The organism is Pseudoalteromonas gelatinilytica (genome assembly GCF_001641615.1).
GTDB classification, from domain to species: domain Bacteria; phylum Pseudomonadota; class Gammaproteobacteria; order Enterobacterales; family Alteromonadaceae; genus Pseudoalteromonas; species Pseudoalteromonas gelatinilytica.
Map to the genome: position 1 here is coordinate 259642 of NZ_LRRU01000020.1, position 25857 is coordinate 285498.

Annotated in this window: 24 protein-coding genes and 2 tRNA genes; 11 read left to right on the forward strand and 15 right to left on the reverse strand. The window is 42.1% G+C overall.

Annotated elements, in window-relative coordinates:
* Nucleotides 1–141: 141 nt before the first annotated feature.
* From NH153_RS14150 to prpF, 5 genes are all read left to right on the forward strand, one after another.
* Nucleotides 142–846: a GntR family transcriptional regulator gene (locus NH153_RS14150; protein WP_054554723.1), complete on the forward strand. Its 705-nt coding sequence runs from the start codon at nt 142–144 to the stop codon at nt 844–846.
* Nucleotides 847–930: 84 nt separating this feature from the next.
* Nucleotides 931–1806 carry a methylisocitrate lyase gene (prpB, locus tag NH153_RS14155; protein ID WP_063704936.1) on the forward strand — a complete coding sequence of 292 codons (876 nt, stop codon included), beginning with the start codon at nt 931–933 and terminating at the stop codon, nt 1804–1806.
* Between the two features lie 24 nt (nt 1807–1830).
* On the forward strand, nt 1831–2955 hold the full coding sequence (prpC, locus tag NH153_RS14160) for a bifunctional 2-methylcitrate synthase/citrate synthase (RefSeq protein ID WP_063704938.1): 1125 nt from the start codon (nt 1831–1833) through the stop codon (nt 2953–2955).
* Nucleotides 2956–3072: 117 nt separating this feature from the next.
* Nucleotides 3073–5664, forward strand: coding sequence for a Fe/S-dependent 2-methylisocitrate dehydratase AcnD (gene acnD, locus NH153_RS14165; protein WP_063704940.1), 2592 nt, complete (start codon nt 3073–3075; stop codon nt 5662–5664).
* Between the two features lie 3 nt (nt 5665–5667).
* The gene (gene prpF, locus NH153_RS14170; protein WP_063704942.1) at nt 5668–6837 is read left to right on the forward strand and encodes a 2-methylaconitate cis-trans isomerase PrpF; all 1170 of its coding nucleotides are present in this window, start codon (nt 5668–5670) and stop codon (nt 6835–6837) included.
* Between the two features lie 40 nt (nt 6838–6877).
* Here prpF and NH153_RS14175 read toward each other — a convergent pair whose 3' ends face one another.
* Nucleotides 6878–7786, reverse strand: coding sequence for a substrate-binding periplasmic protein (locus tag NH153_RS14175; RefSeq protein WP_082874072.1), 909 nt, complete (start codon nt 7784–7786; stop codon nt 6878–6880).
* A gap of 194 nt (nt 7787–7980) precedes the next feature.
* On the opposite strand from NH153_RS14175, the gene NH153_RS14180 reads away from it, so the two are divergent.
* Together NH153_RS14180 and NH153_RS14185 are read left to right on the forward strand one after the other, a co-directional pair.
* Entirely contained in the window at nt 7981–9927 is a 1947-nt protein-coding gene (locus NH153_RS14180) for a glycoside hydrolase family 97 protein (RefSeq protein WP_063704945.1), read from the forward strand.
* Between the two features lie 193 nt (nt 9928–10120).
* On the forward strand, nt 10121–10435 hold the full coding sequence (locus NH153_RS14185; RefSeq protein ID WP_062565271.1) for a DMT family transporter: 315 nt from the start codon (nt 10121–10123) through the stop codon (nt 10433–10435).
* Between the two features lie 77 nt (nt 10436–10512).
* Here NH153_RS14185 and NH153_RS14190 read toward each other — a convergent pair whose 3' ends face one another.
* Genes NH153_RS14190 through NH153_RS14220 form a run of 7 tightly spaced genes read right to left on the reverse strand, consistent with a single transcriptional unit; the run spans nt 10513 to nt 16765 of the window.
* Complete coding sequence (locus tag NH153_RS14190; protein WP_063704947.1) at nt 10513–11367, reverse strand: fumarylacetoacetate hydrolase family protein; 855 nt, start codon at nt 11365–11367, stop codon at nt 10513–10515.
* A gap of 20 nt (nt 11368–11387) precedes the next feature.
* Nucleotides 11388–12164 carry an SDR family NAD(P)-dependent oxidoreductase gene (locus NH153_RS14195; protein ID WP_063704949.1) on the reverse strand — a complete coding sequence of 259 codons (777 nt, stop codon included), beginning with the start codon at nt 12162–12164 and terminating at the stop codon, nt 11388–11390.
* A gap of 22 nt (nt 12165–12186) precedes the next feature.
* On the reverse strand, nt 12187–13047 hold the full coding sequence (locus tag NH153_RS14200; RefSeq protein WP_063704951.1) for an amidohydrolase family protein: 861 nt from the start codon (nt 13045–13047) through the stop codon (nt 12187–12189).
* Nucleotides 13044–14090: an aldo/keto reductase gene (locus NH153_RS14205; protein ID WP_063704953.1), complete on the reverse strand. Its 1047-nt coding sequence runs from the start codon at nt 14088–14090 to the stop codon at nt 13044–13046. The genes NH153_RS14200 and NH153_RS14205 overlap by 4 nt, the downstream gene beginning before the upstream one ends.
* A 24-nt stretch (nt 14091–14114) precedes the next feature.
* Nucleotides 14115–15263: an alpha-hydroxy acid oxidase gene (locus NH153_RS14210; RefSeq protein WP_063704955.1), complete on the reverse strand. Its 1149-nt coding sequence runs from the start codon at nt 15261–15263 to the stop codon at nt 14115–14117.
* Between the two features lie 16 nt (nt 15264–15279).
* Nucleotides 15280–16464 (reverse strand): UxaA family hydrolase, encoded by a 1185-nt coding sequence (locus NH153_RS14215; RefSeq protein WP_063704957.1) that lies wholly within the window; start codon nt 16462–16464, stop codon nt 15280–15282.
* A 1-nt stretch (nt 16465) separates the two neighbouring features.
* The gene (locus NH153_RS14220) at nt 16466–16765 is read right to left on the reverse strand and encodes a UxaA family hydrolase (protein WP_082874096.1); all 300 of its coding nucleotides are present in this window, start codon (nt 16763–16765) and stop codon (nt 16466–16468) included.
* Nucleotides 16766–17062: 297 nt separating this feature from the next.
* Here NH153_RS14220 and fucP point away from each other — a divergent pair, with 297 nt between their 5' ends.
* Nucleotides 17063–18460 carry an L-fucose:H+ symporter permease gene (gene fucP / locus NH153_RS14225; RefSeq protein ID WP_063704961.1) on the forward strand — a complete coding sequence of 466 codons (1398 nt, stop codon included), beginning with the start codon at nt 17063–17065 and terminating at the stop codon, nt 18458–18460.
* Nucleotides 18461–18472: 12 nt separating this feature from the next.
* Nucleotides 18473–18817, forward strand: coding sequence for an L-rhamnose mutarotase (locus NH153_RS14230; protein ID WP_063704963.1), 345 nt, complete (start codon nt 18473–18475; stop codon nt 18815–18817).
* A 650-nt stretch (nt 18818–19467) separates the two neighbouring features.
* On the opposite strand, the gene NH153_RS14235 is transcribed toward NH153_RS14230, so the two are convergent.
* The 4 genes from NH153_RS14235 to NH153_RS14250 form a co-directional block, all read right to left on the reverse strand.
* Nucleotides 19468–19544: transfer RNA gene (locus NH153_RS14235), tRNA-Val, on the reverse strand.
* Between the two features lie 198 nt (nt 19545–19742).
* Nucleotides 19743–19819: transfer RNA gene (locus NH153_RS14240), tRNA-Val, on the reverse strand.
* A 114-nt stretch (nt 19820–19933) separates the two neighbouring features.
* Nucleotides 19934–20953, reverse strand: coding sequence for a DUF3080 family protein (locus NH153_RS14245; protein ID WP_063704965.1), 1020 nt, complete (start codon nt 20951–20953; stop codon nt 19934–19936).
* Nucleotides 20928–22286: an MATE family efflux transporter gene (locus tag NH153_RS14250; protein ID WP_063704967.1), complete on the reverse strand. Its 1359-nt coding sequence runs from the start codon at nt 22284–22286 to the stop codon at nt 20928–20930. Before NH153_RS14250 ends, NH153_RS14245 begins: the two co-directional genes overlap by 26 nt.
* Nucleotides 22287–22380: 94 nt before the next feature.
* Here NH153_RS14250 and NH153_RS14255 point away from each other — a divergent pair, with 94 nt between their 5' ends.
* A complete protein-coding gene (locus tag NH153_RS14255) occupies nt 22381–23007 on the forward strand; it encodes a riboflavin synthase (protein ID WP_063704969.1) in 627 nt (208 codons plus the stop codon).
* A gap of 40 nt (nt 23008–23047) precedes the next feature.
* On the opposite strand, the gene NH153_RS14260 is transcribed toward NH153_RS14255, so the two are convergent.
* Together NH153_RS14260 and NH153_RS14265 are read right to left on the reverse strand one after the other, a co-directional pair.
* Nucleotides 23048–23251, reverse strand: coding sequence for a CPXCG motif-containing cysteine-rich protein (locus NH153_RS14260; protein WP_063704972.1), 204 nt, complete (start codon nt 23249–23251; stop codon nt 23048–23050).
* Nucleotides 23252–23479: 228 nt separating this feature from the next.
* Nucleotides 23480–24340: a fructosamine kinase family protein gene (locus NH153_RS14265; protein WP_063704974.1), complete on the reverse strand. Its 861-nt coding sequence runs from the start codon at nt 24338–24340 to the stop codon at nt 23480–23482.
* A gap of 112 nt (nt 24341–24452) precedes the next feature.
* Here NH153_RS14265 and NH153_RS14270 point away from each other — a divergent pair, with 112 nt between their 5' ends.
* Nucleotides 24453–25148 (forward strand): hypothetical protein, encoded by a 696-nt coding sequence (locus NH153_RS14270; protein ID WP_063704977.1) that lies wholly within the window; start codon nt 24453–24455, stop codon nt 25146–25148.
* 53 nt (nt 25149–25201) lie between these two features.
* Here the strand turns inward: NH153_RS14270 and NH153_RS14275 are convergent, their stop codons facing one another.
* The gene (locus NH153_RS14275) at nt 25202–25564 is read right to left on the reverse strand and encodes a DUF3718 domain-containing protein (protein ID WP_063704979.1); all 363 of its coding nucleotides are present in this window, start codon (nt 25562–25564) and stop codon (nt 25202–25204) included.
* Nucleotides 25565–25857 lie beyond the last annotated feature (293 nt).

Here is a 25857-nt window from a genome sequence, read left to right on the forward strand (position 1 = left end):
ATAAATATCATTTTATGTCGACATTTTACTGGTTTTTTAGTCTGTTTTTCCGATCTCAAGGTTGACACATGCAATGATAGGGCGCATAGTGAACTCACAAATTGTCGACAATCTTAATTTAGTACTTTGATAGACCTATTTATGACAGAGCAAAAAGCCAACGATAACTACAACGATATCACGATAACAACTGCATCAGACCAAGTGTTTGTCGACATGCGTCGTGAAATTGTACAAGGCACCATTGAGCAGGGCAGCAAAATTTCTGAGCCAGAACTTGCTAAACGCTATGGTGTAAGCCGTGCCACCTTGCGTGAGGCGCTAAATCGTTTAGAGAGCTGTTATTTGGTCGAGCGTAAAGCGAATGTCGGTTGTCGTGTTGTTGCGCTAACCGCCGAGCGTTTAATCGAAGTCTATCAGGTTCGTAGTGCCCTAGAAGGGCTGGCTTGTCGGTTAGCTGCCGACAACATGGAACCTGAAGAAGTGCAGGGTTTAAAGCAGTTATTGAACCAGCACTTACAAACACAGCGTGTAAAAGAAGGTGAATCATACTACCAAGAAGCGGGCGACCTTGATTTTCATTATCGCATTATTAAAGGGTCGAAAAACGCACACTTAATTCACCTTTTATGTAATGAGTTGTACCAGTTAATTCGTATGTACCGTGTACAAATGGGCATGGTTGGGCCGCGTGTATCAAAAGCGTTTGATGAACACTTAGCTATTATTAATGCCATTGAAAACCATGACGGTGAATTAGCCGAAATGCTTATGAAGCGCCATATTAGTGCGTCTCAGGCAAATATTCAGACGAAGTTTGACTTACTCGCAGCAAAAAATCAGTAGCGCCGTAGTTAAACAGTCACAATTTAGATTTAAAAAATAGAGTCAGCCAAAGAGCTGAAACCGTTCAAAGATAGGAGTTATCCAATGTCAGCAGGATTAAAGTTCAAACAGGCAATCGCCAACAACAAGCCATTACAAGTGGTTGGCACCGTCAATGCGTACTGCGCAATGATGGCAGAGAAAACCGGTCACCAAGCACTTTACCTCTCAGGTGCGGGTGTTGCTAACGCATCATACGGCATGCCAGATTTAGGTATGACTAGCCTAGATAACGTACTTGAAGATATTCGTCGAATCACCAGCGCTACCGACTTACCGCTTCTTGTTGATGCTGACACAGGGTGGGGCGGTGCATTTAATATTGCTCGTACGGTTAAAGAAATGACTAAAGCAGGTGCTGCGGGCTTCCATATTGAAGACCAAGTAGCACAAAAACGTTGTGGTCACCGTCCGAATAAAGAAATCGTGTCTAAAGATGAAATGGTTGACCGTATTAAAGCAGCGGTTGATGCCAAAACAGACAGTGATTTTTACATTATGGCGCGTACTGATGCATTCCAAAAAGAAGGCTTAAATGCAGCTATTGACCGCGCAGCAGCGTGTGTTGAAGCTGGCGCAGACGCTATCTTTGCAGAAGCGGTACATGATCTAGCAGATTACCAAGCGTTTGCTAAAGCGTTAAATGTGCCGATTCTTGCGAACATCACCGAATTTGGCCAAACACCGCTTTATACAACTGAGCAATTAAGCGAAGTAGGTGTTGAAATTGTACTTTACCCACTCAGTGCATTTAGAGCGATGAACAAAGCAGCACTTAATGTGTATTCGTCTATTCTTAGCGAAGGCTCGCAGCAAAGCCAATTAGACAATATGCAAACCCGTGCGGAATTATATGAGTTTTTAGATTATCACTCATATGAAAACACACTCGATAACCTTTTCTCAGCTAAAAAATCATAACGACAACATATAAGGAGAACACTCATGGTAGATAAAGCATTAGGCGGCGCAGGTTTACGTGGTCAAGTAGCAGGTGAAACAGCACTGTGTACAGTAGGTAAATCAGGTTCAGGTTTAACTTATTGTGGTTATGATATTAGTGAATTAGCAGATAAAGCACAGTTTGAAGAAGTGTCTTTTTTACTGTCGCGCGGTGAATTACCAACAGAGTCTGAGCTGACTGAATATAAAGCAAAGCTAAAATCACTACGTGGTTTACCAGATGCACTTAAAACAGTGCTTGAAAATATTCCTAAAGACGCGCATCCAATGGATGTAATGCGTACGGGTTGTTCTATGCTAGGTAACCTAGAAATGGAGCAAGACTTCTCAGAAGCGAATGATGCGATTGACCGCATGGTTGCTGTATTCCCAAGTATTATTTGTTACTGGTATCGCTTTAGCCATGACGGCGTTCGCATCGATACTGAAACTGATGATGATTCGGTAGGTGCACACTTCTTACGTTTATTACATGACGAAGCACCATCAGCACTGTTTGAGCAAGTAATGAATGTGTCTTTAATTCTTTATGCAGAGCATGAGTTTAATGCATCAACATTCACTGCACGTGTGTGTGCATCAACATTGTCTGATATTCACTCTTGTGTAACGGGGGCGATTGGTAGTTTACGTGGTCCATTACATGGTGGTGCGAACGAAGCGGCTATGGATATGATTGAAGGCTTCACAAGTGCAGACCAAGCTGAAGATGCGCTGATGGGCATGCTTGAACGTAAAGACAAGATCATGGGCTTTGGTCATGCCATTTACCGTGAATCAGATCCACGTAACGTGATCATCAAAAAGTGGTCAGAAAAACTGGCAGCAGAAGTGGGTGATGATGTGCTTTATCCAGTGTCTGTTCGCTGTGAAGAAGTTATGTGGCGTGAAAAGAAATTATTCTGTAATGCTGATTTCTTCCATGCATCTGCGTATCACTTCATGGGTATTCCAACTAAGTTATTCACGCCAATTTTCGTGATGAGCCGTGTAACAGGTTGGACAGCACACGTGAAAGAGCAACGTGCTAATAACCGTATTATTCGCCCAAGTGCAGATTATACGGGTCCAGAAGCGCGTAGCTATACGCCAATTTCTGAGCGTTAATCGTTAATTAAATCAGTGATAGGGGTAGCTTAGCTGCCCCTTTATGAAGGGGCGAAATAAATACAAAAACAATCAGCCCACCTTTGTTCACCGTCACCAAGTACAAGTAGAATCATCATGAATACAAACTTTAGAAAACCATTAGCAGGCACCGGCGTCGATTACTTTGATACGCGCGCTGCTGTTGATGCAATTAAACCAGGCAGCTATGCCACACTTCCTTACACATCGCGAGTACTTGCCGAAAACTTAGTTCGTCGCTGTGACCCTGAAATGCTAAATGATGCGCTGTCGCAATTGATTGACCGCAAGCGTGATTTAGATTTTCCATGGTTTCCTGCGCGCGTTGTGTGTCACGACATCTTAGGTCAAACAGCGTTAGTTGATTTAGCAGGCCTACGTGATGCTATTGCTGCAAAAGGCGGCGATCCTGCAAAAGTGAACCCTGTGGTACCAACACAATTAATTGTTGACCATTCATTAGCGGTTGAACACGCAGGTTTTGAACCTGACGCATTTGAAAAAAACCGTGCTATTGAAGACCGTCGTAACGATGACCGATTCCACTTTATTAATTGGACGAAAACAGCATTTAAAAATATTGATGTGATCCCGCCGGGTAACGGCATTATGCATCAAATCAATTTAGAGAAAATGTCACCTGTGATCCAAAAACGTGATGGCGTGGCATTCCCAGATACATTAGTTGGTACAGATAGCCACACACCTATGGTCGATGCGCTAGGTGTTATTGCAGTCGGTGTAGGTGGTCTTGAAGCTGAAAGTGTGATGCTTGGCCGTGCATCTTACATGCGTTTACCAGATATTGTGGGTGTCGAGCTCAAAGGCAAGCCACAACCGGGTATTACTGCAACCGATATCGTACTAGCGATCACCGAATTTTTACGTAATGAAAGAGTTGTGTCGACCTACCTTGAATTTTATGGTGAAGGTGCCGATGCACTTACCTTAGGCGATAGAGCAACTATCTCTAATATGACGCCAGAGTTTGGCGCAACAGCTGCGATGTTCTACATCGATGACAACACACTTGATTACCTACGTTTAACTGGCCGTGAAGAAGAGCAAGTTCAACTCGTCGAAACTTACGCTAAAGAGACTGGCCTTTGGAGTGACAGTCTTAAAACGGCTGAGTATGAGCGTGTGTTAACCTTTGATCTATCGTCAGTTGGTCGCAATATTGCGGGCCCTTCAAATCCACATCGCCGTGTTGCAACAAGCGAACTTGATAAAGCAGGTATCACTGGCGTCGTTGAGAATGAAGAAGGCTTAATGCCAGATGGTGCCTGTATCATTGCTGCAATCACAAGTTGTACGAATACTAGTAATCCACGCAATGTTATTGCCGCAGGTTTACTTGCGCGTAATGCTAACGCTAAAGGGTTAACTCGTAAGCCATGGGTTAAAACATCACTGGCACCGGGTTCTAAAGCGGTTAAGTCTTACTTAGAAGAAGCAAATTTATTACCTGAACTTGAACAACTTGGCTTTGGTATCGTTGCCTTTGCGTGTACAACTTGTAACGGCATGAGTGGTGCGCTTGATCCTAAAATTCAGCAAGAAGTGATTGACCGCGACCTATACGCAACCGCTGTACTTTCGGGTAACCGTAACTTCGATGGTCGTATTCATCCTTATGCAAAACAAGCATTCTTAGCTTCACCGCCACTGGTAGTTGCTTATGCCATCGCTGGTACTATTCGTTTTGATATCGAAAAAGATGTATTAGGGCATGATCAACAAGGCAACGAAATTCGCCTTATGGATTTATGGCCAACAGATGAAGAAATTGATGCAGTGATCAAACAAAGTGTTAAACCTGAACAATTTAAAAAGGTTTACGAGCCAATGTTTGATTTAAGTGTAGATTACGGTGAAGACAACGATCCACTTTACCAATGGCGTCCACAAAGTACCTATATTCGTCGTCCTCCTTATTGGGAAGGCGCATTAGCAGGTGAGCGTACATTAAGCGGAATGCGAGCACTAGCCGTATTGGGTGACAACATCACTACTGACCACTTATCACCTTCGAATGCGATTTTAGCGTCAAGTGCAGCTGGTGAGTACCTCGCTAAAATGGGTCTGCCGGAAGAAGATTTTAACTCGTATGCTACTCACCGAGGCGACCATTTAACAGCACAGCGTGCAACATTCGCTAACCCTAAGTTACTGAATGAAATGGTTAAAGAAAATGGTGAAGTGAAGCAAGGTTCATATGCTCGCATTGAACCAGAAGGCAAAGTGACGCGTATGTGGGAAGCTATCGAAACCTACATGGAGCGCAAACAACCGCTTATTATTGTGGCTGGTGCCGATTATGGCCAAGGCTCATCACGTGACTGGGCAGCTAAGGGTGTACGCCTTGCTGGTGTTGAAGTGATTGCAGCCGAGGGCTTTGAGCGTATTCACCGCACTAACCTAATTGGTATGGGCGTATTACCGCTTGAGTTTAAAGCAGGCACCACGCGAACTACATTAGGTATTGATGGCAGTGAGACCTTTAGTGTGAAAGGTGAGCCAACACCAGGCGCGACACTGACATTAGTTATTACCCGTGCCAATGGTGAAACTGTTGAAGTACCAATGACGTGTCGTTTAGATACAGCTGAAGAAGTGTCAATTTATTCAGCGGGTGGTGTGCTGCAACGTTTCGCGCAAGATTTCTTAGAATCTGAGGAGCACTAAGCAATGGCATTTAAACCACAAATTAAGGTGCCAGCGACCTATATGCGTGGCGGCACCAGTAAAGGGGTGTTCTTTAACTTAACTGATTTACCTGAGCCTGCCCAAGTGGCAGGTGAGGCGCGCGATAGCCTGTTATTACGTGTGATTGGCAGCCCCGATCCTTACCAAAAACAAACTGATGGTATGGGCGGTGCAACCTCGAGCACCAGTAAGACGGTGATTTTATCGAAAAGCGCGAAAGCTGATCACGATGTTGATTATTTGTTTGGTCAAGTGGCTATCGATAAAGCGTTTGTTGATTGGAGTGGTAACTGTGGCAATTTAACTTCAGCAGTCGGGGCCTTTGCTGTGTCGAACGGCCTTGTTGATGCCAGCAAAATTCCAGACAACGGCGTTGTCGAAGTTAAAGTTTGGCAAGTAAACATAAGTAAAACCATTATAGTACATGTGCCAATTACTAACGGCGAAGTGCAAGAAACCGGTGATTTTGAGCTTGATGGCGTGACCTTTCCAGCCGCTGAAGTGAAACTTGAATTTATGGACCCTGCAGATGGCGAAGGGGCCTTATTTCCAACAGGTAACTTAGTTGATGAGCTAGAAGTGCCAGGTATTGGTATGTTGTCTGCAACGATGATCAATGCGGGTATTCCGACAGTTTTCATTAACGCCAGTGAAGTTGGCTACGATGGCACAGAGCTACAAGAAGCCATTAACGGTGATGCATCTGCACTTGAAAAATTAGAAACGATTCGTGCCTACGGGGCGTTGAAAATGGGGCTAATTTCTCATATTGATGAAGCAAAAGCACGTCAACATACGCCAAAAGTAGCTTGGGTTGCACCAGCAAAGACTTACCATGCATCAAGTGGTAAAGTTGTCAGTGATACAGATATTGATTTAGTGGTACGTGCTATGTCGATGGGTAAATTGCACCATGCCATGATGGGCACCGCTGCGGTTGCAATAGGTACTGCCGCCGCTATTCCTGGTACCTTGGTAAACCTTGCTGCAGGCGGTGGTGAGCGACAAGAGGTAAACTTTGGTCATCCTTCTGGCACTTTAAAAGTGGGCGCTGCTGCAAAACTTGTTGATGGTAATTGGCAAGTCACTAAAGCAAGTATGAGCCGAAGTGCGCGTGTATTGATGGAAGGCTGGGTTAGAGTGCCTGAGTAGTACTCAATCGCGTACTGATATTATCAAAATAAAGCGGCGGTTACGCCGCTTTTTCTAATCCGTAGCACTGTTGTTTCATTCCTTCGATGAACTCGTTAAACTTGCCGCTTTGTTGCATGAGTTCTATTTCATCATTTAAATCTTGTAAAACTTTTTGCCACTGCGGCGTTGATTTACTGACAGAAAAATAAAGCGGTTTGTATTCAAGTTTAGGCTCTAGCGCGACCAGTGATTCTAAAATTTGTCGTTTGCCGCTAATTGATAATTCAGATTTATAAACACTGGCTTTTAACACCTCAAGATCTGCCACAATCAGGCTTACTCGGTTACTAAGTAACAGGTGAATTAGTTGGTACTCATTATTAGCGACGATTGTATCGATTTCTTTATTATCAATCATGGCATCGAGCTCTTTAGTGTTTTTATACGAACGTACTACACCAATTGGTAAATTTTTAACGGATTTTAAATCCCCATTGAATGGAATTTGATTTCCTTTTAACGCCACGAATGATAAATCCCCACCCGGAATAGCATGACTCAAAGCGAGTAAATCGTTGCGAGTTTTATCGAGGAAATTATCTGAGATAACATCATCTTCAATAAAGTACTCAGGGAAGAGAATATCAGCGCGACCTAATTCAGCTTCTCTTACGGCGCGTGCCCACGGATAAAAGCTAATTTGCACGCCATAGCCTTTTTCAAGTAAGGAGCTTACAGCAAATTGGTAAAGCCAGCCTTTGTTGCATAAGTTTTCGTCTATGTAAGGAGGCCAATCTAAGGTGACGAGCTTTAAAACATGGTTGGCATCTAAGTTATAACCATATCCGCCGTTGAAACGCACCGCTTCTTCAGTGATGATTTCGCCATTTTTTTCAAAGCTAACAGGCGTAAGACCCGCAAGAGCTTGATATGAGACGAATAAAAAAAGCACTGTCAGTAGTTTCATAAATTTTCTAAGTTTTTGTTATTTATCTAAAGCTTAGCCTTTTGTCGTAAATATACAACCTTGGAACTGTAACAATATCTAACGGGCTTGATGCGTTTTTCGATCACTTCTAACTCGATAGGAGTTGGGTGACAAAAATGCTTTAATTGTATTATGATATCACTTATTGCATTTGCAGATTAAGGATAACAACAATGATAAAACCAAGTATCTACATATCACTGCTTACAAGCTCTATGCTTGCTCACGCACATTTACCGCTTAGCGTGACAAGCCCAGATGGACAAATAACTGTAAAACTCGAAAAACAACAAAACCAACTTGTTTATAGCGTAAATTATGGCAAGCAAGTGTTTTTGCAGCAATCACAGCTTGGTTTAAAAACCAACCTGGGTGATTTTTCACAAAGCCTAAAATATAAAAGCCATACAACCGCTTCAGTCAATGAAAGCTATAAGCTGCATAATGCGAAGGTTAGTGACGTAAACTACACGGCAAATTCACTCAAAGCGCAATTTGAAAACCAAGACGGCAGAATGCTTGGCGTCGAGTTTAATGTGTCTGATAGCGATGTTGCGTTTCGCTATCAAATCTCAGGGACTGAAACAGATACCCGTATCAAGGTATTAGCTGAATATAGCGCTTTTAATTTACCAGATTCTGCAACCACATTTATAAGCCCACAAGCCTTACCTGAAACGGGCTGGATGCAAACAAAACCAAGTTACGAAGAGCCTTACACCTTTAACGAAGCCCTTGGTACACCGTCAGCGAACGGGGTGGGCTATACCTTTCCTGCATTATTTAAAAATAGCGATAAAGGCTGGTTATTAATTTCTGAAACCGGGGTTGATAGCCATTATGTTGGCTCAAAATTAAGTGAAGGCACAAAAGACGGTATTTATCGGATTTCATTTCCTCAGGCTGGCGAAAACAATGGCATAGGTGCGACTTATGCCGCTATGGCGATGCCAGCAACCACACCTTGGCGTACTATTACGTTGGGAACGAGTTTAAAACCAATCGTTGAATCAACCGTGGCGTTTGATTTAGTTAAACCCCTTTATCAAGCAAGCCAAGATTATAAAATGGGTCGTTCAACATGGAGCTGGATTGTTTGGCAAGACCCAAGTATCAACTACGATGATCAAATCAAATTTATCGATTTAGCTTCATCATTAAATTTTGAATATGTATTAATCGACAATTGGTGGGATAAAAACATTGGCCGCGAGAGAATGGCTGAATTGGTTAAGTACGCTAATGGTAAGGGCGTTGATGTTATTTTGTGGTACAACTCAAATGGCTGGTGGAATGACGCACCTCAAACCCCACAAAATAGAATGAACAGTGCACCTGCACGTCGAAATGAAATGGCGTGGTTGCAAAGCATTGGTGTTAAAGGGCTTAAAGTAGATTTTTTTGGTGGTGACAAACAAGAGACCATTAAACTCTACGAAGATATTCTCACTGATGCAAATCAGTATGGTTTAGTGATCACCTTTCATGGCAGCACTATCCCGCGTGGCTGGGAAAGAATGTATCCTAACTTCGTCACATCTGAAGCGGTTCTAGCATCGGAGAACCTTGTTTTTCATCAAAATTCGTTAGATTTACATGCCTATAACGCGACTATTTTACCGTTCACTCGTAATGCTATTGGCGCTATGGATTTTGCCCCAGTGTTTTTAAACAAACGCTTATCTCAAGATCAAACCGTCGGCACTATTCGTAAAACCACAGATGCATTTGAACTGGCAACAGGTGTGCTTTATCAATCACCAGTACAACATTTTGGCCTGACGCCAAATAACCTTGTAGAGCAACCTCAATTTGTTATTGATACTTTAAAGGCGATGCCAACGGTATGGGATGAAACACGTTATATTGCAGGTCAGCCGGGTCAAGATGTAACGATCGCAAGGCGTCATCAGCAAACATGGTGGGTAGCTGCCGTGAATGGTGAAAATAAAGCCAAAACATTCGATATCGATTTACCTATGTTAGCGGGCAAAAAAGTCACCCTGTTGTTTGACAAAAAAGATGGCAGTGCTGGTACTAAGCAAGTCACAGTAAGTAACAGTGGCAAGTTAACCTTAAACTTATTAGCTCAAGGTGGCGCACTGATTATTGGTCGCTAACTGTGAGTTAATAGGCGATAAACAAAACCAAGTAGAGAAAAGCGAGCAGGTTGCTCGCTTTTTTTTGACTATAGTTGCCTTACTAATTTGGGCGTGCTAGATTTCGTTGGGTGTGGTGATGTACTACAACGCTTTGAGGACGACCTTAAAGTTGATATTTAAATTCGGGGACGACCCCATAAAGAGGTCGACCATGAATTGGATCCTACTTATTGCTGCTGGCTTACTTGAAGTCGCTTGGGCTTATGGCCTAAAACAATCAAACGGTTTTACTAAACCACTCATTTCATTCTTTACAATTTTAACCATGGCTGCGAGCTTCTATTGCTTAAGCGTGGCGCTTAAATCATTACCACTCAGTTTGGCTTATGCAGTTTGGGTAGGTATCGGCGTAATTGGCTCTGCAATTATTGGCATGACGCTATTATCAGAAGGCGTAAGCCTATTAAAAATTGCCAGCTTACTGCTGATTGCCCTTGGAATTATTGGTTTGAAACTCGCCAATTAGTGTTTGAATAAAAATCCGATAGGCTGTTGCTCTATCGGATTTTGGGTCTAGATCAAATGCAATTTGGGATTTATTAATTAGTGTAATTTTTTATAATCAACGACGACTTGCTGTTGTACGCCAAGGCCTTCAATGCCAAGGGTAACTGTGTCGCCGTCTTTTAAGTAAACCGGTGGAGTTTGCCCTAAACCCACACCTGGTGGCGTGCCGGTAGAGATAACATCACCCGGTTGTAAACTCATAAATTGGCTGAGATAACTAACTATAAACGCTGGATCAAACACCATGGTTTTTGTGTTGCCGTTTTGGTATTGGGTATCGTTCACCTTTAACCACATATCTAAATTAAGTGGATCCGGAATTTCATCTTTGGTGACTAACCATGGGCCAAGTGGGCCAAATGTGTCACAGCCTTTCCCTTTATCCCACTGTGAACCGCGTTCTAGCTGGAAGTTTCGTTCAGACACATCGTTACACACACAATAACCAGCAATGTAATCATAAGCGTTTTCTACATCGACATACGAGGCGTGTTTACCAATTACAATGGCAAGTTCAACTTCCCAGTCTAGCTTTTTGCTATTTTTAGGCTTGATTATATTGTCGTTAGGGCCGCTAATCGCGCTGGTGGCTTTGCTAAATACTTCAGGCTCATTGGGAATAGCCATGCCAGATTCTGCAGCGTGATCAGCATAGTTTAAGCCAATACAAATAAACTTACCTACATCAGCAATACATGAACCGATACGCACCGGCTCTTCAATAAGCGGCAAGGTGTTTAAGTCGATTTGACTAATAAAATTGAGTGTTACTGGTGATAAAGCTTGGCCATTGATGTCTTTGAGCACGTTACTTAAACAACGTAGCTTACCATCGCTATCAATGATGCCGGGTTTCTCTTGGCCAAAAGGGCCGTATCTTAGTAGTTTCATGATGATTCTCTTTACTTCTATTAGTTATTCAAGGTGACGAAACCGCCATCAATGGGAAAATTACTGCCGGTAATAAAGGCTGCATCATCGGAGCAGAGGTAATCGACCAGTCCGGCAATTTCTTCTGGTTTGCCCATACGACCTATAGGTTGACTTTTGGAGAGCTTTTCAAACATTTCAGCTTGATTATCTGGGTAACTTTGGGCTAAAAAATTATCAACAAATGGGGTGTGCACTCGACCAGGCGCAATGCAGTTACAGCGGATGCCATCATTTATATAGTCTTTTGCAACGGAATAGGTCATGGTCAAAACCGCGCCTTTAGTCATTGAGTAAGCAAACCTGTGAGCAATACCGACTGATGATGCAACCGAAGCAAGGTTAATAATGACGCCGCTTTTTCGAGATTTCATGCTCTCGATAGCTGCATGAATACAGTTATAAACGCCTTTAACATTAATGTTATAGAGCCTGTCTAAATCAGCTTCTGCGGTGTTTTCGATATTGCCGATATGGGCAATACCGGCGTTGTTAACCAAAATATCAATGGGGTAGTGCTTGGTAATTGTATTAAATAACTCGTGAACTTGTTGGTGGTTTGCAACATCGACGGCATACGCATCGGCACTGCCATTGTCACGAAGAATTTCATCTTTCACTAAGTTTGCAGCGTCAAGGTTTAAATCAACCACCATGATATGCATGTCACGTTTTGCCAAGCGTAAACAGATACTTCGCCCGATGCCGCTTCCACCACCGGTTACTAGGGCAATTTTTTTTGTGTTTTGCTGGGTCATAAAAAATCCTTAACTGGGGGAATTAAAATAATCGGTAAAGTCTTTTGGCATTATCGGACCAAATCTTTCGCTGCTCAGAGACTGGTAGAACACTTATCAGCACATCGCTGATGTAATGCCAGTCGGTATAACAGCCATTCATGTTAACCACTGGCCAGTCGCTGCCCCATAAAATTCGGTTGGCACCAAATAACTGATAAATGAGTTCGAAGTAGGGGCGATATGTATCGATATCGACACAATCAGCCTGTGCTTGTGACATAAGCCCGGAAAACTTAATCGAGACATTTTTTAAGCATGCAAGTTGATAGAGCATGTCTTCCCAATGTTCAGACTTTGGCTTTGTTAAATCAGGTTTAGCAAGATGATTAATAACAATGTTTAAATGAGGATGCTGCTTAGCAATGGTGAGTATATACGGTAAATGACACTCATGTACTAGGGCATCAAAACAGAGCTTATGCGCCGCTAAAAATTGGAAAATTGGCGTAAATTCTGGGTTTAAGATCCAATCAATTTGCTCAATGTCTTGCAGCATCGGCCGTACACCTTTGAAGTAAGGATCTGAAGCAAATAAGTTTAACTGTCTTAGAGCGTTTGTATCGGTAAAGTCGACCCAACCAACAACACCTGCAATAAAGCTATGGGACTTAGCAAGTTTCAGTAAAAAACGCGTTTCATCATGTGAGTCGGCCGCTTGCACCACAATAGTGTTAGCAATGTCATTAATAGCAAGGGTCGTAGTGAGCCTTTCTGGTAAATAATCTTGATACAGCACAGTTAAATCTTCACTTAACCAGCGATAGTCGCCACGGCTCAATTGCCAAAAATGTTGATGGCTATCTATTTTCTTAATCGGGTTGAGTGTGCTGATTGTGTTCATGATGCGTCTCCGCTTTCTGGCGTCGGTGCATGCTGTGCAATTAGACCAGCTGTTTTTAAATCTTGCCAAAACTGGTTCGGGATAACCTGATTAAATAATTCGACGGTTTTGTGCACCCGTTTTTCGTTACCAAGCCCAGGTATAACCGAGGCAACAGTAGGATGCGCGAGTGGAAACTGTAAAGCTGCAGCTGCTAATGTGACATTATGATCAACACAAACAGCTTCAATTTTGGCGACTTTGTCGATGATTTCTTGTGACGCTGGTTGATAGTTGTAGTAAGGGTTTTGAAAATGACGAACGCCCGTAGCTAATATTCCCGAGTTATAGGGGCCACCTAAGATAATAGACGCACCATGCTCTATACATGCAGGTAAAAAATCATCGAGAGGTTGTTGTTCTAATAACGAATAACGACCAGCTAATAAAAAGCAATCGAACTGACCAATTGCCATTGCACGTTGACATATTTCAACTTCGTTAACCCCTAAACCGACAGCCTTAATTTGCCCACTTGTTTTGAGCTCTTCTAACGCTCGGTAGCCGCCTTGCTCAAATTGCATAAAATAAAAGGCATCTCGCTCGGCGTGTGTATCAACGCCTAAATCATGTACGAGTAAAATATCAATTTCAGCTAAACCTAAACGTTGTTGGCTATCTTCAAAAGAGCGCATAATGCCATCGTAGCTGTAGTCATATTGGGCATCAAAAGGCATTGGTGTGGCAAAGCCATGACGCAGCTGCGTTACATCAGCATGGGGATCAGGTTTGATCAATCTGCCAACCTTGGTTGATAGAATATACTCTTTTTTACCAAGACCGCGCAGGGCATCACCAACACGACGTTCACTTAACCCAGCACCATAGCGAGGGGCGGTATCGAATAATGAAATGCCCACATCAATTGCTGCAGTTAAGGTGTTTTTAGCTTCTTCATCGCTCACTGCTTGATATAGGTTACCCATAGAGGCCGCGCCAAAACCGAGGGTTGAAACCTCAATGCCGGTTTTTCCAAGTGGACGCGTTTTAAGTGTGTTTTTCATAACCTACCTCTTAAGCAGTTTGTGTTACTTCACCAAAAAATCGGGCAGTTCAGATACAGTGGCGCAACCTAATTGGTTCATGATCTGGGTGATTTGCATCATCAAGGCATTGATGGTGTGAATGCCGCCTTTATCGCCAAGGGCACCCACGCCATACACAAAGGGTCTGCCTAAGAATGTAAAGTCAGCACCGCTTGCAAGTGCACTCACAATGTTTGTTCCGCTACGAAGCCCGCTATCCATAAAAATTTTGATGTCTTTTGAATACTTGGCAGCGACTGTTTGCAGTGGTTTGACGGGAGATTCACCGGCATCTAGCTGACGCGCGCCATGATTTGACATAACAACCCCATCTGCGCCGAGCGCAATGGCCGCTTGTACATCAGACTCATTAATCAACCCTTTAATGATCAAAGGCCCTTGCCATAAATCGCGAATCGGTTTTAAACCTTCCAGATCAACGCGGCCCATGACAGTTTTATTCATAAAAGCTGCCAGCTCATCGGTAGGCATATTTTTTGGCATATACGGCTTGAGCGTTTCCATTTCTGGCTTGCCAGCAAGGGCGGTTTCATAAAGCCAGCGGGGTCTTGCTAGCATCTGCAGAATATTAGACAACGTCATCTTCGGTGGCATGGCTAGACCATTTCGAATATCACGTGGTCTGTAGCCAAAGGTAGGCACATCAACGGTGACCACTAGCACAGGGTAATGAGCTGCTTTGATGCGACTGAGTAAATCGAGCCTAATCTTTTCATCCGTTGGGTTATAAAGCTGAAACCACGCATGGCCTTGTGATACTTCTGCGATTCGTTCAAGGCTAGATGACGAAACCGTGCTTAACACATAAGGAATGTTTTTTTCAGCGGCGGCTTTAGCAAGAATCTCAGGGGCTTTTGGCCACATTAATCCTTGTAAACCAACAGGCGCAATACCAAATGGGGCCGCGTAAGTATGACCAAATAACTCGACAGTTTGGCTGCTACCTGTAAATGGCTTTAATAGCTCACTGCGTAATTGCACACTATTGATGTCATCTCTATTTCGTTTTACACCATGCTCTTGCATACAACCGCCTTCAAGGTAATCGAAGGCAAAGCGAGGAATGCGTTGCTTGGCTTTTTTCTTAAGGTCGGCAACGTCTGGGTAAAGGTGGTTAAAGTAATTGCTCATGATGAATTCCTCAGCTTTATTTCAAGCACGCAGGCCCAATGCTATCGAAGGTTTTATACGTTAATAAAAACTCTTGATGTCCCATTTGCTCTGATTTGGTTTGTTCACCATTGCCAACTCGAACAATCAACTCAAAAATCTCATCACCCACTTGCTTAACGGTTTTACTGCCTTCAATAACAGCGCCGGCATTTATATCCATATCATCACTGAGATTTGCATAGGTTTCTGGGTTGGCGCAGATTTTAATAACCGGTGAAATGGCAGAACCAACGACAGAGCCGCGGCCTGTGGTAAATAAGGTGATATGAGCTCCTGAGGCTATCATTTCGACAATTTCTTGGTTGTCTGAAATATTCGGAAAACCAAACATAGGTTCGCCATCGGGCACCACATCCATTAAGAACAAGCCTTTTTTATTTGGCTTTTCTCCTGGTTTGATAATGCCGTTTATTTGCGATGCGCCAGACTTGGCATAGGCGCCCATTGATTTTTCTTCTTGAGTTGTTAAGCCGCCTTCCGCATTGCCTGGGGCAAAACTGCCATAGCCCATTTTGGCGTAGTAATTTTCTGCTTTGACAACACAATTAATAAGTTGCTTGGCGAGTTCTGGACTTTCGGCTCGATGAGCCATGATTTGCTCACAACCGACAAGTTCACCGGTTTCTTCAAAAATGCAGGTTGCATCCGCGCTAATTAATCGGTCAAAACATTTACCAACTGCCGGGTTTGCGCTTATGCCACTGGTACCATCAGAGCCACCGCAAATAGTACCAATGACGAGCTCATCGAGATGCATGTACTCAATTGGGCATTGAGCAAGTTGCTCAAGCATGATTTGGCTTTGGGTAATGCCTTTGGCAATGGTGTTTTTGGTGCCGCCATTTTGTTGGATCACTAGGGTATTGACTGGGCGACCAGACTCAGCAATCGCATCGCTCAAGTACTCACGATTAAAACCTTCACAGCCTAGTGATACTAATAAAACACCGCCCACATTAGGGTGGGTGCAAATGTTTTTCATCATCGCCAGGGCATAGTTATTTGGGTAGCAGCCCGGAAAACCGATTAGTTGCACATCTGGATGATCCATCTTATTGACGATAGAGCGTGCCACATGGTGTGCGCACTCAACCAAATAAACCACAACTAGGCTATTTCGAATGCCTTTTGAACCATCGTTTCTTAAATAGCCGCGCATATTATTCTCCCGTTACAGAATGGCGAGTGTGACTGGCAATGTAGTCACTTTTCATATTGTGAAGATGAACATGTTGGCCCGTTTTTATTGCTTCAGTCGCAGAGCCAATTGAAGCCCCATACTTTAAAATCTGCTCACCAGCAGCAATATCTTGGCAGGCAATTTTGTGTCCGATGGTGACACTTGAATCGAGTGTTATTACCTGATTTGCAATGTTAATTTGTTCGCCTTTTTGCGCCGATTGGCAGCAAACAATGACATTATCGTGTGGGTGTAACTGTACAAATTTATTCTCAGCCATAGCCATCTCACGTTGTTAATCTGCAACGATTTGAAAAATGAATTTCTTTGTAAAATATGTTTGGGTATGAAGTGAGTCAACGCGTTTAGCGCGTATTTTAAACAGGTTTTTGTATATGAAATTTTGGCTGTAGCGATGTTTTATGTTTAATCATTTGTACAAAAATCACTCTGGCTGATGGTGATTTTCTACATGAAATATGTGTGTCTATATAAACTGGTTTGACATTGTTTGAATCGATTTTACATGGCATAGCGAGTAATCAGTGAGCCTTGTATTAAAACAACAGGCTTGTTTATGAACACACACAAAAGAACACACACGAAACGTAACAAGGACCGCGTCGTATCAAATGACATGCTGATCCCTTTTATTTTGGTTGCGGCACTATTTCCGCTTTGGGGTTTTGCAAACGATATAACCAACCCTTTAGTTAAAGCATTTAAAGATATTTTCTTGATCTCAAACACACAAAGCAGCTTGGTGCAATTTGCGTTTTATTTAGGCTATGGAGTGATGGCAATTCCTGCTGCGTTGTTTATTCGACGCTTTAGTTATAAATACGGCATCGTTTTAGGGCTTGGTCTTTATGCTGTTGGGGCTTTATTGTTTATTCCAGCAAGTATGTATGGCGAGTTTAACTATTTTCTTGCGGCATTATGTATCTTGACCTGTGGTTTAGCGCTGTTAGAGACAACGGCAAACCCGTATATTTTATCAATGGGTAGCCCACAAACTGCAACCAAACGACTTAATTTAGCGCAAGCATTTAACCCATTAGGCTCTTTACTTGGCATGTTTGTGGCCTCAAACCTGATTTTAAATAATCTTCATGTTGCAAAGTTTCGCGCAGAAGAAAAAGCAGCACATCCCGAGTATGCGCAAATGCTACCTTCGGTTGTCGATGGTAAATTAACCGATGCACTACAGCAGTTTGCAGTAACCAATCCTGTACAACACCAACTCATGCAAAGCGCTGATTTAGTGACTATTCGCACTCCGTATGTGGCAATTGCATTGGTTGTGATCTGTTTATTGTTTGTTTATTTGTTTTATCGGTTGCCGAATACACAGCTCATGGCATCAGATAAACGCGATCAAGCATTAAAGCCTTTATTTATAAAGCTCATAAACAACAAACCCTATCGTGAAGGGGTAGTAGCACAGGTGTTTTATGTGGGTGCTCAAATTATGTGTTGGACCTTCATTATTCACTACGGCATGGCTGAAGTAGGGCTAAGTGCAGCCGAGGCGCAGCATTTTAATATTATTGCTATGTGCTTTTTTCTTGCGAGCCGATTTTTATGCACCTACCTACTTAATTGGTTTAAAGCGGGGTTGTTATTAATGTGGTTTGCAATAGCCGGTGCGAGCTTGATGTGTTTGGTGGTTTTTATCGGCGGTGAAGTAGGGCTCTACTCTTTGGTCGCCACCTCTGCCTGTATGTCTTTAATGTTTCCAACTATTTATGGCATTGCGCTAAATGGCTTAAAAGCAGATGCCAGTATTGCCTCTGCGGGGCTGGTAATGGCAATCGTTGGCGGGGCATTAATGCCACCATTACAAGGGATGATTATTGATGCGAACCCCATTGCCTTTTTAAGTGCTGAACAAGCGTCATTTTTATTACCTATGCTGTGTTTTGTTGCAATTACGATTTTTGCGTATCGTGTTGTATTTATTCATAAACAATAAAAGGAGAGTCGGATGCAGTACTGCCTTACATTAGAGCTAAAAAACGACCCAGAGCTTATAGCTACCTACGAGCAATACCATAGCCCTAAGCAAGTTTGGCCTGAAGTCATAAGTGCTATTCGCGATTCAGGAATTACAGACATGGCGATTCATCGTGTTGGCACAACCCTTATCATGATACTGCAAACCGATGATTCATTTAGCTTTACAGAAAAAGCAAAACAAGATGTAATGAACCCAAAGGTGCAACAATGGGAGCGCCTAATGGAGCAGTTTCAGAACGTGGGAAGCAATAATCAACAAAGTAAGTGGCAGTTAGTAGAGAGGATATTTTCGCTAGGGGAACAGGTGGGTTAGTTTCCGAATATAAGTTTCGAGGGGCTAGTTTCAAGTTACAAGTGGCTGGGTACTAGGAGCTAGGAGCTAGGAGCTAGGCGCTAGGGTAGACCGAGTGGATTCGAACCACCGACTTTTGGCGTGGGTCATAGAGAGCGGTAGTGCTCTAACCAACTGAGTTTCAGCTGTATAATATTGATTTTAGGATAATAAAATTATGAGGAATTTGAATAAATTGGTACGACCGAGTGGATTCGAACCACCGACCTTTGGACCGGGCCATTAAGAGCGGTAGTGCTCTAACCAATTGAGCTACAGATATTTTAAATTTGGAACATTAATAATTGGTACGACCGAGTGGATTCGAACCACCGACCTTTGGACCGGGCCATTAAGAGCGGTAGTGCTCTAACCAATTGAGCTACAGATATTTTAAATTTGGAACATTAATAATTGGTACGACCGAGTGGATTCGAACCACCGATTTCGGCGTGGGTCATAGAGAGCGGTAGTGCTCTAACCAACTGAGCTACAAAATATTTAAAATTAGGAATATTAGAATTGGTACGACCGAGTGGATTCGAACCACAGACCTTTGTACCGGGCCATTAAGAATGGTAGTGCTCTAAAAAACTGAGATATAGAATAATTAAAACTAAGAAAATTAGAATTGGTACGACCGAGTGGATTCGAACCACCGACCCCTACCATGTCAAGGTAGTGCTCTAACCAACTGAGCTACGGTCGTACTGAGATGTTAAAATCAAGAGTGGTACAACCGAGTGGATTCGAACCACCGACCTTTGGACCGGGCCGTTAAGAGTGGTAGTGCTCTTTCCTTTGGTTATACCTAAATCATGGTACAACCGAGTGGATTCGAACCACCGACCTTTGGACCGGGCCATTAAGAGTGGTAGTGCTCTTTCCTTTGGTTATACCTAAATCATGGTACAACCGAGTGGATTCGAACCACCGACCCCTACCATGTCAAGGTAGTGCTCTAACCAACTGAGCTACGGTTGTATTTTGATTTAAAACTGTTGTTAGCGTGGCTAAACAACGGAGGCTAATATATAGCGACTGGTTGTGTGAATCAAGCAGCTTTAGCTATTTTTGTGCTAAGTGCTGGTTTTTTATTCATAACGGACTAATTTCGCACGTTCTGTAAAAACCTTGCCACCAAGCAACATGGCTTTTCGCAGAGTGCTTAAGACTTTGTAAAATTGCGTCATTACTGTCGCTATCTACAAACTGGGCCATTTCGGTGTCATGCCATATTTGCTGGTAAAGAGGTTGTAGGGTTTCTAATCTACCCACTAAGAATGATTGATAAGGCTGTAGTTGCTCTAAATAAAACTTTTTAAACACATTGCTAAGCGTTTGCGCTTTTTGTTTATTCTTGTTGGCAGGGCAGAGATCATCTTTTGAATACTGCATGAGCAGCGCTGTTAATTGTTGATTGTAATGTGTTTGCACACGAGCCGCAGAAATAAGTAGCTTGTTGTATTTAAAACGATTTAATACTTCGAGTTGGCTGATGATTTGCTCAGGCTCTATAGCGTTTATTTTGCCGGTATTAATTTGATTGTTTAACTTAGCAATTTGCTCCATCGCACTCACGGTTTCGCTAAAACCTGCGGTGTTTTCATCAATGTGTGTCGAGCTTAGCTGCCAGCTTTGCTTAAACTCGGTTTCGTTGAGCAGCATAGCTTTAAAGTAGTTAGCAAGGTTTGCTTGCTTTTGTCCTGCGGTGAGTTTTATTTTTTCAAATAGATCATCTTGTTCTTCAAAGCTTTCTAAGCACTCATTTGCACTTTGAATAAACTTAATTTGATAACTAAGAACATTAGCAGGCGTTGCTGTTTTGCCAAGTTGGTTATTGTGCTCAGCAATAAGGGTTGCAAGTTTACATTGACGTAATTGGGCAAGCTCGATCATGCCAATGGTTTCTTTATCTTCAGTATTTTCAGTGAAGTGGTTAACAGCTAGTGTACTGGGTTTAGATAGTTTAAAACTTTCAGTTTTAAGCACGTTTTCTAATCGTTGCGCGTAGGTGTGATTTACATCACCCGAAGAGGGCGTGCAGGCAATAAGTGCCACGCACGCTGTTGCGATGATAGAGTTTAAAAGGCTATTGGTTTTGCAAAAAAGGTGCATGTTTAAATCGCCTATGAACCGTGAACATCAACATAATTGCTGCGGCACTTAACCCCACAATAATGCCTATCCAAAAGCCATGAGGGCCCATTGCTGGAACAATTAAATCTGTACGAGCAAGTACGAAGCCAAGCGCAAAGCCGATCAACCAATACGATACAAAGGTGATATAACCAATCGGTGCCGTGTATTTTAATCCCCGTAAAATACCATTGGCTGAAACTTGCAGGGCATCTGGTAACTGGTAGATACAAGCCAGTACCATGATTGAAGAAGCTAGCGCCAATACTTCAGGGTTGTCAGAATACAATTGGCTTATTATATCTCGAGCAAAAAAGGTCACACTTGCCAGCAGAAAAGCAATAATTGCCGCGAGAATATAACTCGTTTTAACGGCATTTTTTAACTGCAGATAATGTTGTTGGCCAAATAAGTTGCCTATTCGAATGCTAATGGCAATTGAGAGGCTCAACGGCATCATAAACAATAGTGTCGTTACACTGGCCGCAATTTGGTGACCCGCAACGGCAACTGCACCTAAGTGCGCTATAAACAAAGGAATACAAGCAAATAGCGTGACTTCAAAAAAGGTAGCTAATGAAATTGGAATACCCACTTTGGTGATAGTCCATAAAGTAGCGGGCTTTGGCGCTTCGAAATTTGCTAATAATGCTTTGGCATCAATCTTTTTATTAAAGTGGCAATAAATAACCTGAGTTAACGCCATTGCAGTAAATACAAGTGCGGTGGCAATACCACAGCCCGCGCCACCGTAGGCTTGAAAACCTAATTTACCATGTATAAATACGTAGTTGGCTGGAATATTGACCGCTAAGCCAATTAAGCTAATGTAAAAAGCAGGTTTGGTCATTCCCATTCCTTCAGTGATATTGCGATACACACTGAAAAGTAAAAAACCAAAAATACCCCATTTAACAAAATGAATGTATTGCTCAGCTAAGTGGGTAATAGACTGTGAGGTGTCTAATTGACTAAGCACAGTATCAGCAAGGCTTGCCAGCCCTAAACCGATTATGGCAAGTACTAACGCCAGATACAGACCTTGTTGAAAGTAGTGGCTAATACCTTGTTTATCGTTTGAACCAGCAAACTGCGCTATGATACCCGTCAACGCCAATAATATGCCTTGCAATGCAAGCATTAACGGATTCCAAATACCCGTTGCAATAGAAAGTGCTGCCAAGTCTTTTGCACTTACTTGGCCTGCCATCACGGTATCTACAACCGTCATTAAAATAAGGGTTACCTGTGCCAAAAAAACAGGAATGGCTAACGAAATTAACCTTTTGGCTTCCCAACTACAAAAAGACATAAATTACACGACTAAATAAACAGACAGCCATTGTAATCTATTCATAGATCAATAAAAATCGCAGTTATCTATTTAATAAAGAAAAGAGAAAGCGATGTTCACTGGAATTGTGCAAACGCAAGCCGTTGTCGTTGATGCGACAAACCAAGGCGGTGTACTAAGGCTAGCTTTAAAAGTAGAGCAGCAATATGCTGAAAACTTGAATATCGGCGCGAGCATAGCCATTAATGGTTGTTGTTTAACGGTGGTGAAGTTTGCATCTACCACTGAAGGTGACTGTGTTATAAATTTTGATGTGATAGATGAAACATTAAAGTTAACCAACTTAGGTATGCTTGTTGTCAATGACACGGTGAATTTCGAACGTTCAGTGACTTTTGGGACTGAGTTGGGCGGGCATATCGTATCGGGCCACATTCATTGTATGGCCGAAATACTTTCAATTAACCACCATCAAGACAACTGTAAAATGCAATTAGCATTAGCAAAAGAGTGGCAAAAATACGTGCTGTATAAAGGATTTGTGAGTGTTAACGGGGCAAGCCTCACTGTAGGTGAAGTTGATGAGCAGGGCTTTTGGCTACACCTGATCCCAGAAACACTCTCTATTACCAATCTCGATAACTACCGCGAAGGTGATAAGTTAAATATCGAAGTTGATCAGCAAACTTATACCATTATCAACACGGTCGAAAATTATCTTTCTCAACAAGCAAAATAATTACATAAAACGAGCTAAATAAATATAGCAAACGAGCAAATTAAAAAATTTGCTCGTCGTCACTATCGACATGTAATTCAAGTTTGTTGTTTGCGTAATCGATATGCATATTCAAATGGATAGGGTTACAGCATGCTGCGCAATCTTCATAGTAATCTTGGTCACCTTCGCTTGCATCAAGTGCTACGTGAATGTGGTGGCCACAGTGCGGGCATGAAATTCGTTGTGTGTATTGGTCTTTCATCAGCTTTTACCTTAATCAGGCATGCCTGAGTTCGTTAAATTGCAATCTAAATTAAACCTAACTCATTAAAAATGAATCTAGATTTAATAAGATTGATATAACTCACTAACCGAATTGGTATAAGCGTAGCGCTACAACAAACGGCTAGCATCTTTATTAATACGCTTTATAAGCTAAATATAGCTGTGTTTAGGGGTTTGTGACATTCCTTTTACAGTGAATTCGCGCTTATTTCAGTAGCTGATCAATTTGTTGTTTTGCTTCAGTAAGATAGTGTCCTGCAAATATGTTGGCATTATTGAGCATAGGATATAGTTGATAGATAGCTCTACGTTGCTCATAACCTACCTGCAATGGGTAGATATCGTTATAGGCATCATAAAAGCTATCGGGGAGTGGTGCATAAAGCTCACTCATTGCTATATCGCATTCTCGATCACCATAATAACAAGCAGGGTCAAACACACTGGGCACATTATTATAAAAGCCCATATTTCGGCGCCAAAAATCTCCGTGTAATAACGAAGGCTCTACAACATGGCTATGTAGTGCGTCTTTTACAAAAGTGATGAAGGTGTCTTGATTGACAAGCTCAATGCCTTTTTCTTGTAATAACTGCAATTGCCAACCAATGCGTTCTTCAGCAAAAAAGACATCCCATTTTTTGTGCCAGCGATTTGGTTGTAGAGTAGGGCCAAGAAAATTATCGTTATCTAAGCCGAACATGGCTTGGGTATGCTTTTGGTGTAAATGGGCAAGGTGTTCCCCCATTTCATGCCAATTAGTATGGGGCTGTTTATCAAGTTCTAACCATTCAAGCACGATAAATGAAAACTCAATATTGCAACCTGTGGTGATGCAATCAGGGATCATAAATAGGCTTTCTTGTGTTAACAGCTCTAGATTAAAGGCTTCACACTCCAAGCGCTCCAGATCGCTTAAATGAGCGACTTTCACAAAGAAGTGGTGTAAATCATCGCCAATTTGGAAGTATTTATCGTTATTGGGTGATTGTAATTGGCGCTTAAAGGTATGCTTAAAATCAAAATGCATCGCTTGGCTAATCTGTTCATTCACCGAATTCCACATAATTTTGTTCACCTTTTAACCATATAATTAAACTATGGCAAAAAGACGATGAATTAACAAACCCATAGCGTTAATATTGTTAAAGTTTATCGAAGTATTTATGAGGGGTCAGATGAATAAAAGTCTCATTACTAATTTAGTGGCGCTTGCCTTAGTATTAGTCGGATTTTTATTTGAACAAGCAATTGTGCTTTCTGTTGGTTTATTTGCGTTATCGGGCGCAGTAACTAACTGGCTTGCTATTCACATGCTATTCGAAAAAGTACCATTTTTATACGGCTCTGGGGTTATCACTCTAAAGTTTGCCTCTTTTAAAGTGGCTATTCGTAACCTGATAATGACCGAGTTCTTCGCCGAAGAGAAAATAGATCAGGTCATGGCGCTCGCTAAGCCAAATATTGATTTAGAGCCTGTGATCAGTGAAGTTAATTTAAGTCCGGCTTATGACTCTTTAATTGAGGTTATCGAAAACTCTCAATTTGGTGGCATGCTGTCGATGTTTGGTGGCCGTGATGCGCTCGAGCCAATGCGAGAGCCTTTTATTGAAAAAATGAAAGCGGCGGTGATTGATATTTCGAAGAGCGACGAATTTAAAACCATTCTTGATGAAAAGCTATTTGCCAACTCTCATCTTGGTGGCTCATTACACGGTACAGTTGAGCGTTTAGTTGATGAGCGTTTGAATGAGCTTACGCCAACGATGGTAAAAGATATTATTCAAACCATGATCAAAGAACATTTAGGTTGGTTAGTGATTTGGGGTGGGGTATTTGGCGGCCTATTTGGCCTGATAGCTGCGCTCGTTTAACGAAGAAGAAACTTGTAGCAGGCCTTTAAAGACCTGCTACAGTGAATTCATCATTATTTAGAACCAGCAATAACAATCACCGTGTCATCAGATACTTTAGCAATATCTTGAATACTTGTTTTAGTTGCTGTTTCAAAATTTAAGTATTTCGCAGAGTTATGAAAACCATAAGTGCTTGCAAACTTATCAGTCGTCATATCATTGCAAAGTAGTTTTTCTGTCATTACTCGTTTGCTTAAGCGTAGATCGCGCATTGTGCTTGATACGTTTAATGGTTTGTTAGAAGCAATGGCCATACAAGCTTGCGTGCCAGGCGAGTTATCTGCTGCGACAAATTGTGCTGCACTTGCATCAGTTGCTGCTAATGAAGAACCTAAAATTAATGCTGTACCTAGTGCTGTAGTTAACGTATTCATCTTTCTCTCCAGTTGTTGTCCGTATTACGTTTAGTATGTGCGACCTCGCTTTTATGGATACTTCACACTTCCTGTTTGCTGGGCACATTTAAAGTATTACGCTAAACAAGAACAATTGCTGTTAATGAAAATCGACAAGATGTAAGTAAGTATGTAGATGTGAACAAGTAAAACTAACCGCTTGATAAGTGCTATTTTAAAGTGTGAATTTTGACACAAATAGGCTGAATTTTTTTTCATTTATTTTTTTAAAACGTGTTTTGGCTCGTATTAAAGGCTTAATTTTTACGTAG

Bases quoted from the DNA above. Each gene is read 5' to 3' on its own strand.
- NH153_RS14200 (WP_063704951.1), bottom strand. From the start codon at position 13,047: ATGAACACAATCAGCACACTCAACCCGATTAAGAAAATAGATAGCCAT.
- prpB (WP_063704936.1), top strand. From the start codon at position 931: ATGTCAGCAGGATTAAAGTTCAAACAGGCAATCGCCAACAACAAGCCA.
- fucP (WP_063704961.1), top strand. From the start codon at position 17,063: ATGAACACACACAAAAGAACACACACGAAACGTAACAAGGACCGCGTC.
- NH153_RS14265 (WP_063704974.1), bottom strand. From the start codon at position 24,340: ATGTGGAATTCGGTGAATGAACAGATTAGCCAAGCGATGCATTTTGAT.
- NH153_RS14195 (WP_063704949.1), bottom strand. From the start codon at position 12,164: ATGACCCAGCAAAACACAAAAAAAATTGCCCTAGTAACCGGTGGTGGA.
- NH153_RS14175 (WP_082874072.1), bottom strand. From the start codon at position 7,786: ATGAAACTACTGACAGTGCTTTTTTTATTCGTCTCATATCAAGCTCTT.
- NH153_RS14150 (WP_054554723.1), top strand. From the start codon at position 142: ATGACAGAGCAAAAAGCCAACGATAACTACAACGATATCACGATAACA.
- prpF (WP_063704942.1), top strand. From the start codon at position 5,668: ATGGCATTTAAACCACAAATTAAGGTGCCAGCGACCTATATGCGTGGC.
- NH153_RS14275 (WP_063704979.1), bottom strand. From the start codon at position 25,564: ATGAATACGTTAACTACAGCACTAGGTACAGCATTAATTTTAGGTTCT.
- NH153_RS14185 (WP_062565271.1), top strand. From the start codon at position 10,121: ATGAATTGGATCCTACTTATTGCTGCTGGCTTACTTGAAGTCGCTTGG.
- NH153_RS14255 (WP_063704969.1), top strand. From the start codon at position 22,381: ATGTTCACTGGAATTGTGCAAACGCAAGCCGTTGTCGTTGATGCGACA.
- NH153_RS14250 (WP_063704967.1), bottom strand. From the start codon at position 22,286: ATGTCTTTTTGTAGTTGGGAAGCCAAAAGGTTAATTTCGTTAGCCATT.
- NH153_RS14230 (WP_063704963.1), top strand. From the start codon at position 18,473: ATGCAGTACTGCCTTACATTAGAGCTAAAAAACGACCCAGAGCTTATA.
- NH153_RS14220 (WP_082874096.1), bottom strand. From the start codon at position 16,765: ATGGCTGAGAATAAATTTGTACAGTTACACCCACACGATAATGTCATT.
- NH153_RS14215 (WP_063704957.1), bottom strand. From the start codon at position 16,464: ATGCGCGGCTATTTAAGAAACGATGGTTCAAAAGGCATTCGAAATAGC.
- acnD (WP_063704940.1), top strand. From the start codon at position 3,073: ATGAATACAAACTTTAGAAAACCATTAGCAGGCACCGGCGTCGATTAC.
- NH153_RS14270 (WP_063704977.1), top strand. From the start codon at position 24,453: ATGAATAAAAGTCTCATTACTAATTTAGTGGCGCTTGCCTTAGTATTA.
- NH153_RS14205 (WP_063704953.1), bottom strand. From the start codon at position 14,090: ATGAAAAACACACTTAAAACGCGTCCACTTGGAAAAACCGGCATTGAG.
- NH153_RS14190 (WP_063704947.1), bottom strand. From the start codon at position 11,367: ATGAAACTACTAAGATACGGCCCTTTTGGCCAAGAGAAACCCGGCATC.
- NH153_RS14245 (WP_063704965.1), bottom strand. From the start codon at position 20,953: ATGCACCTTTTTTGCAAAACCAATAGCCTTTTAAACTCTATCATCGCA.
- NH153_RS14260 (WP_063704972.1), bottom strand. From the start codon at position 23,251: ATGAAAGACCAATACACACAACGAATTTCATGCCCGCACTGTGGCCAC.
- prpC (WP_063704938.1), top strand. From the start codon at position 1,831: ATGGTAGATAAAGCATTAGGCGGCGCAGGTTTACGTGGTCAAGTAGCA.
- NH153_RS14210 (WP_063704955.1), bottom strand. From the start codon at position 15,263: ATGAGCAATTACTTTAACCACCTTTACCCAGACGTTGCCGACCTTAAG.
- NH153_RS14180 (WP_063704945.1), top strand. From the start codon at position 7,981: ATGATAAAACCAAGTATCTACATATCACTGCTTACAAGCTCTATGCTT.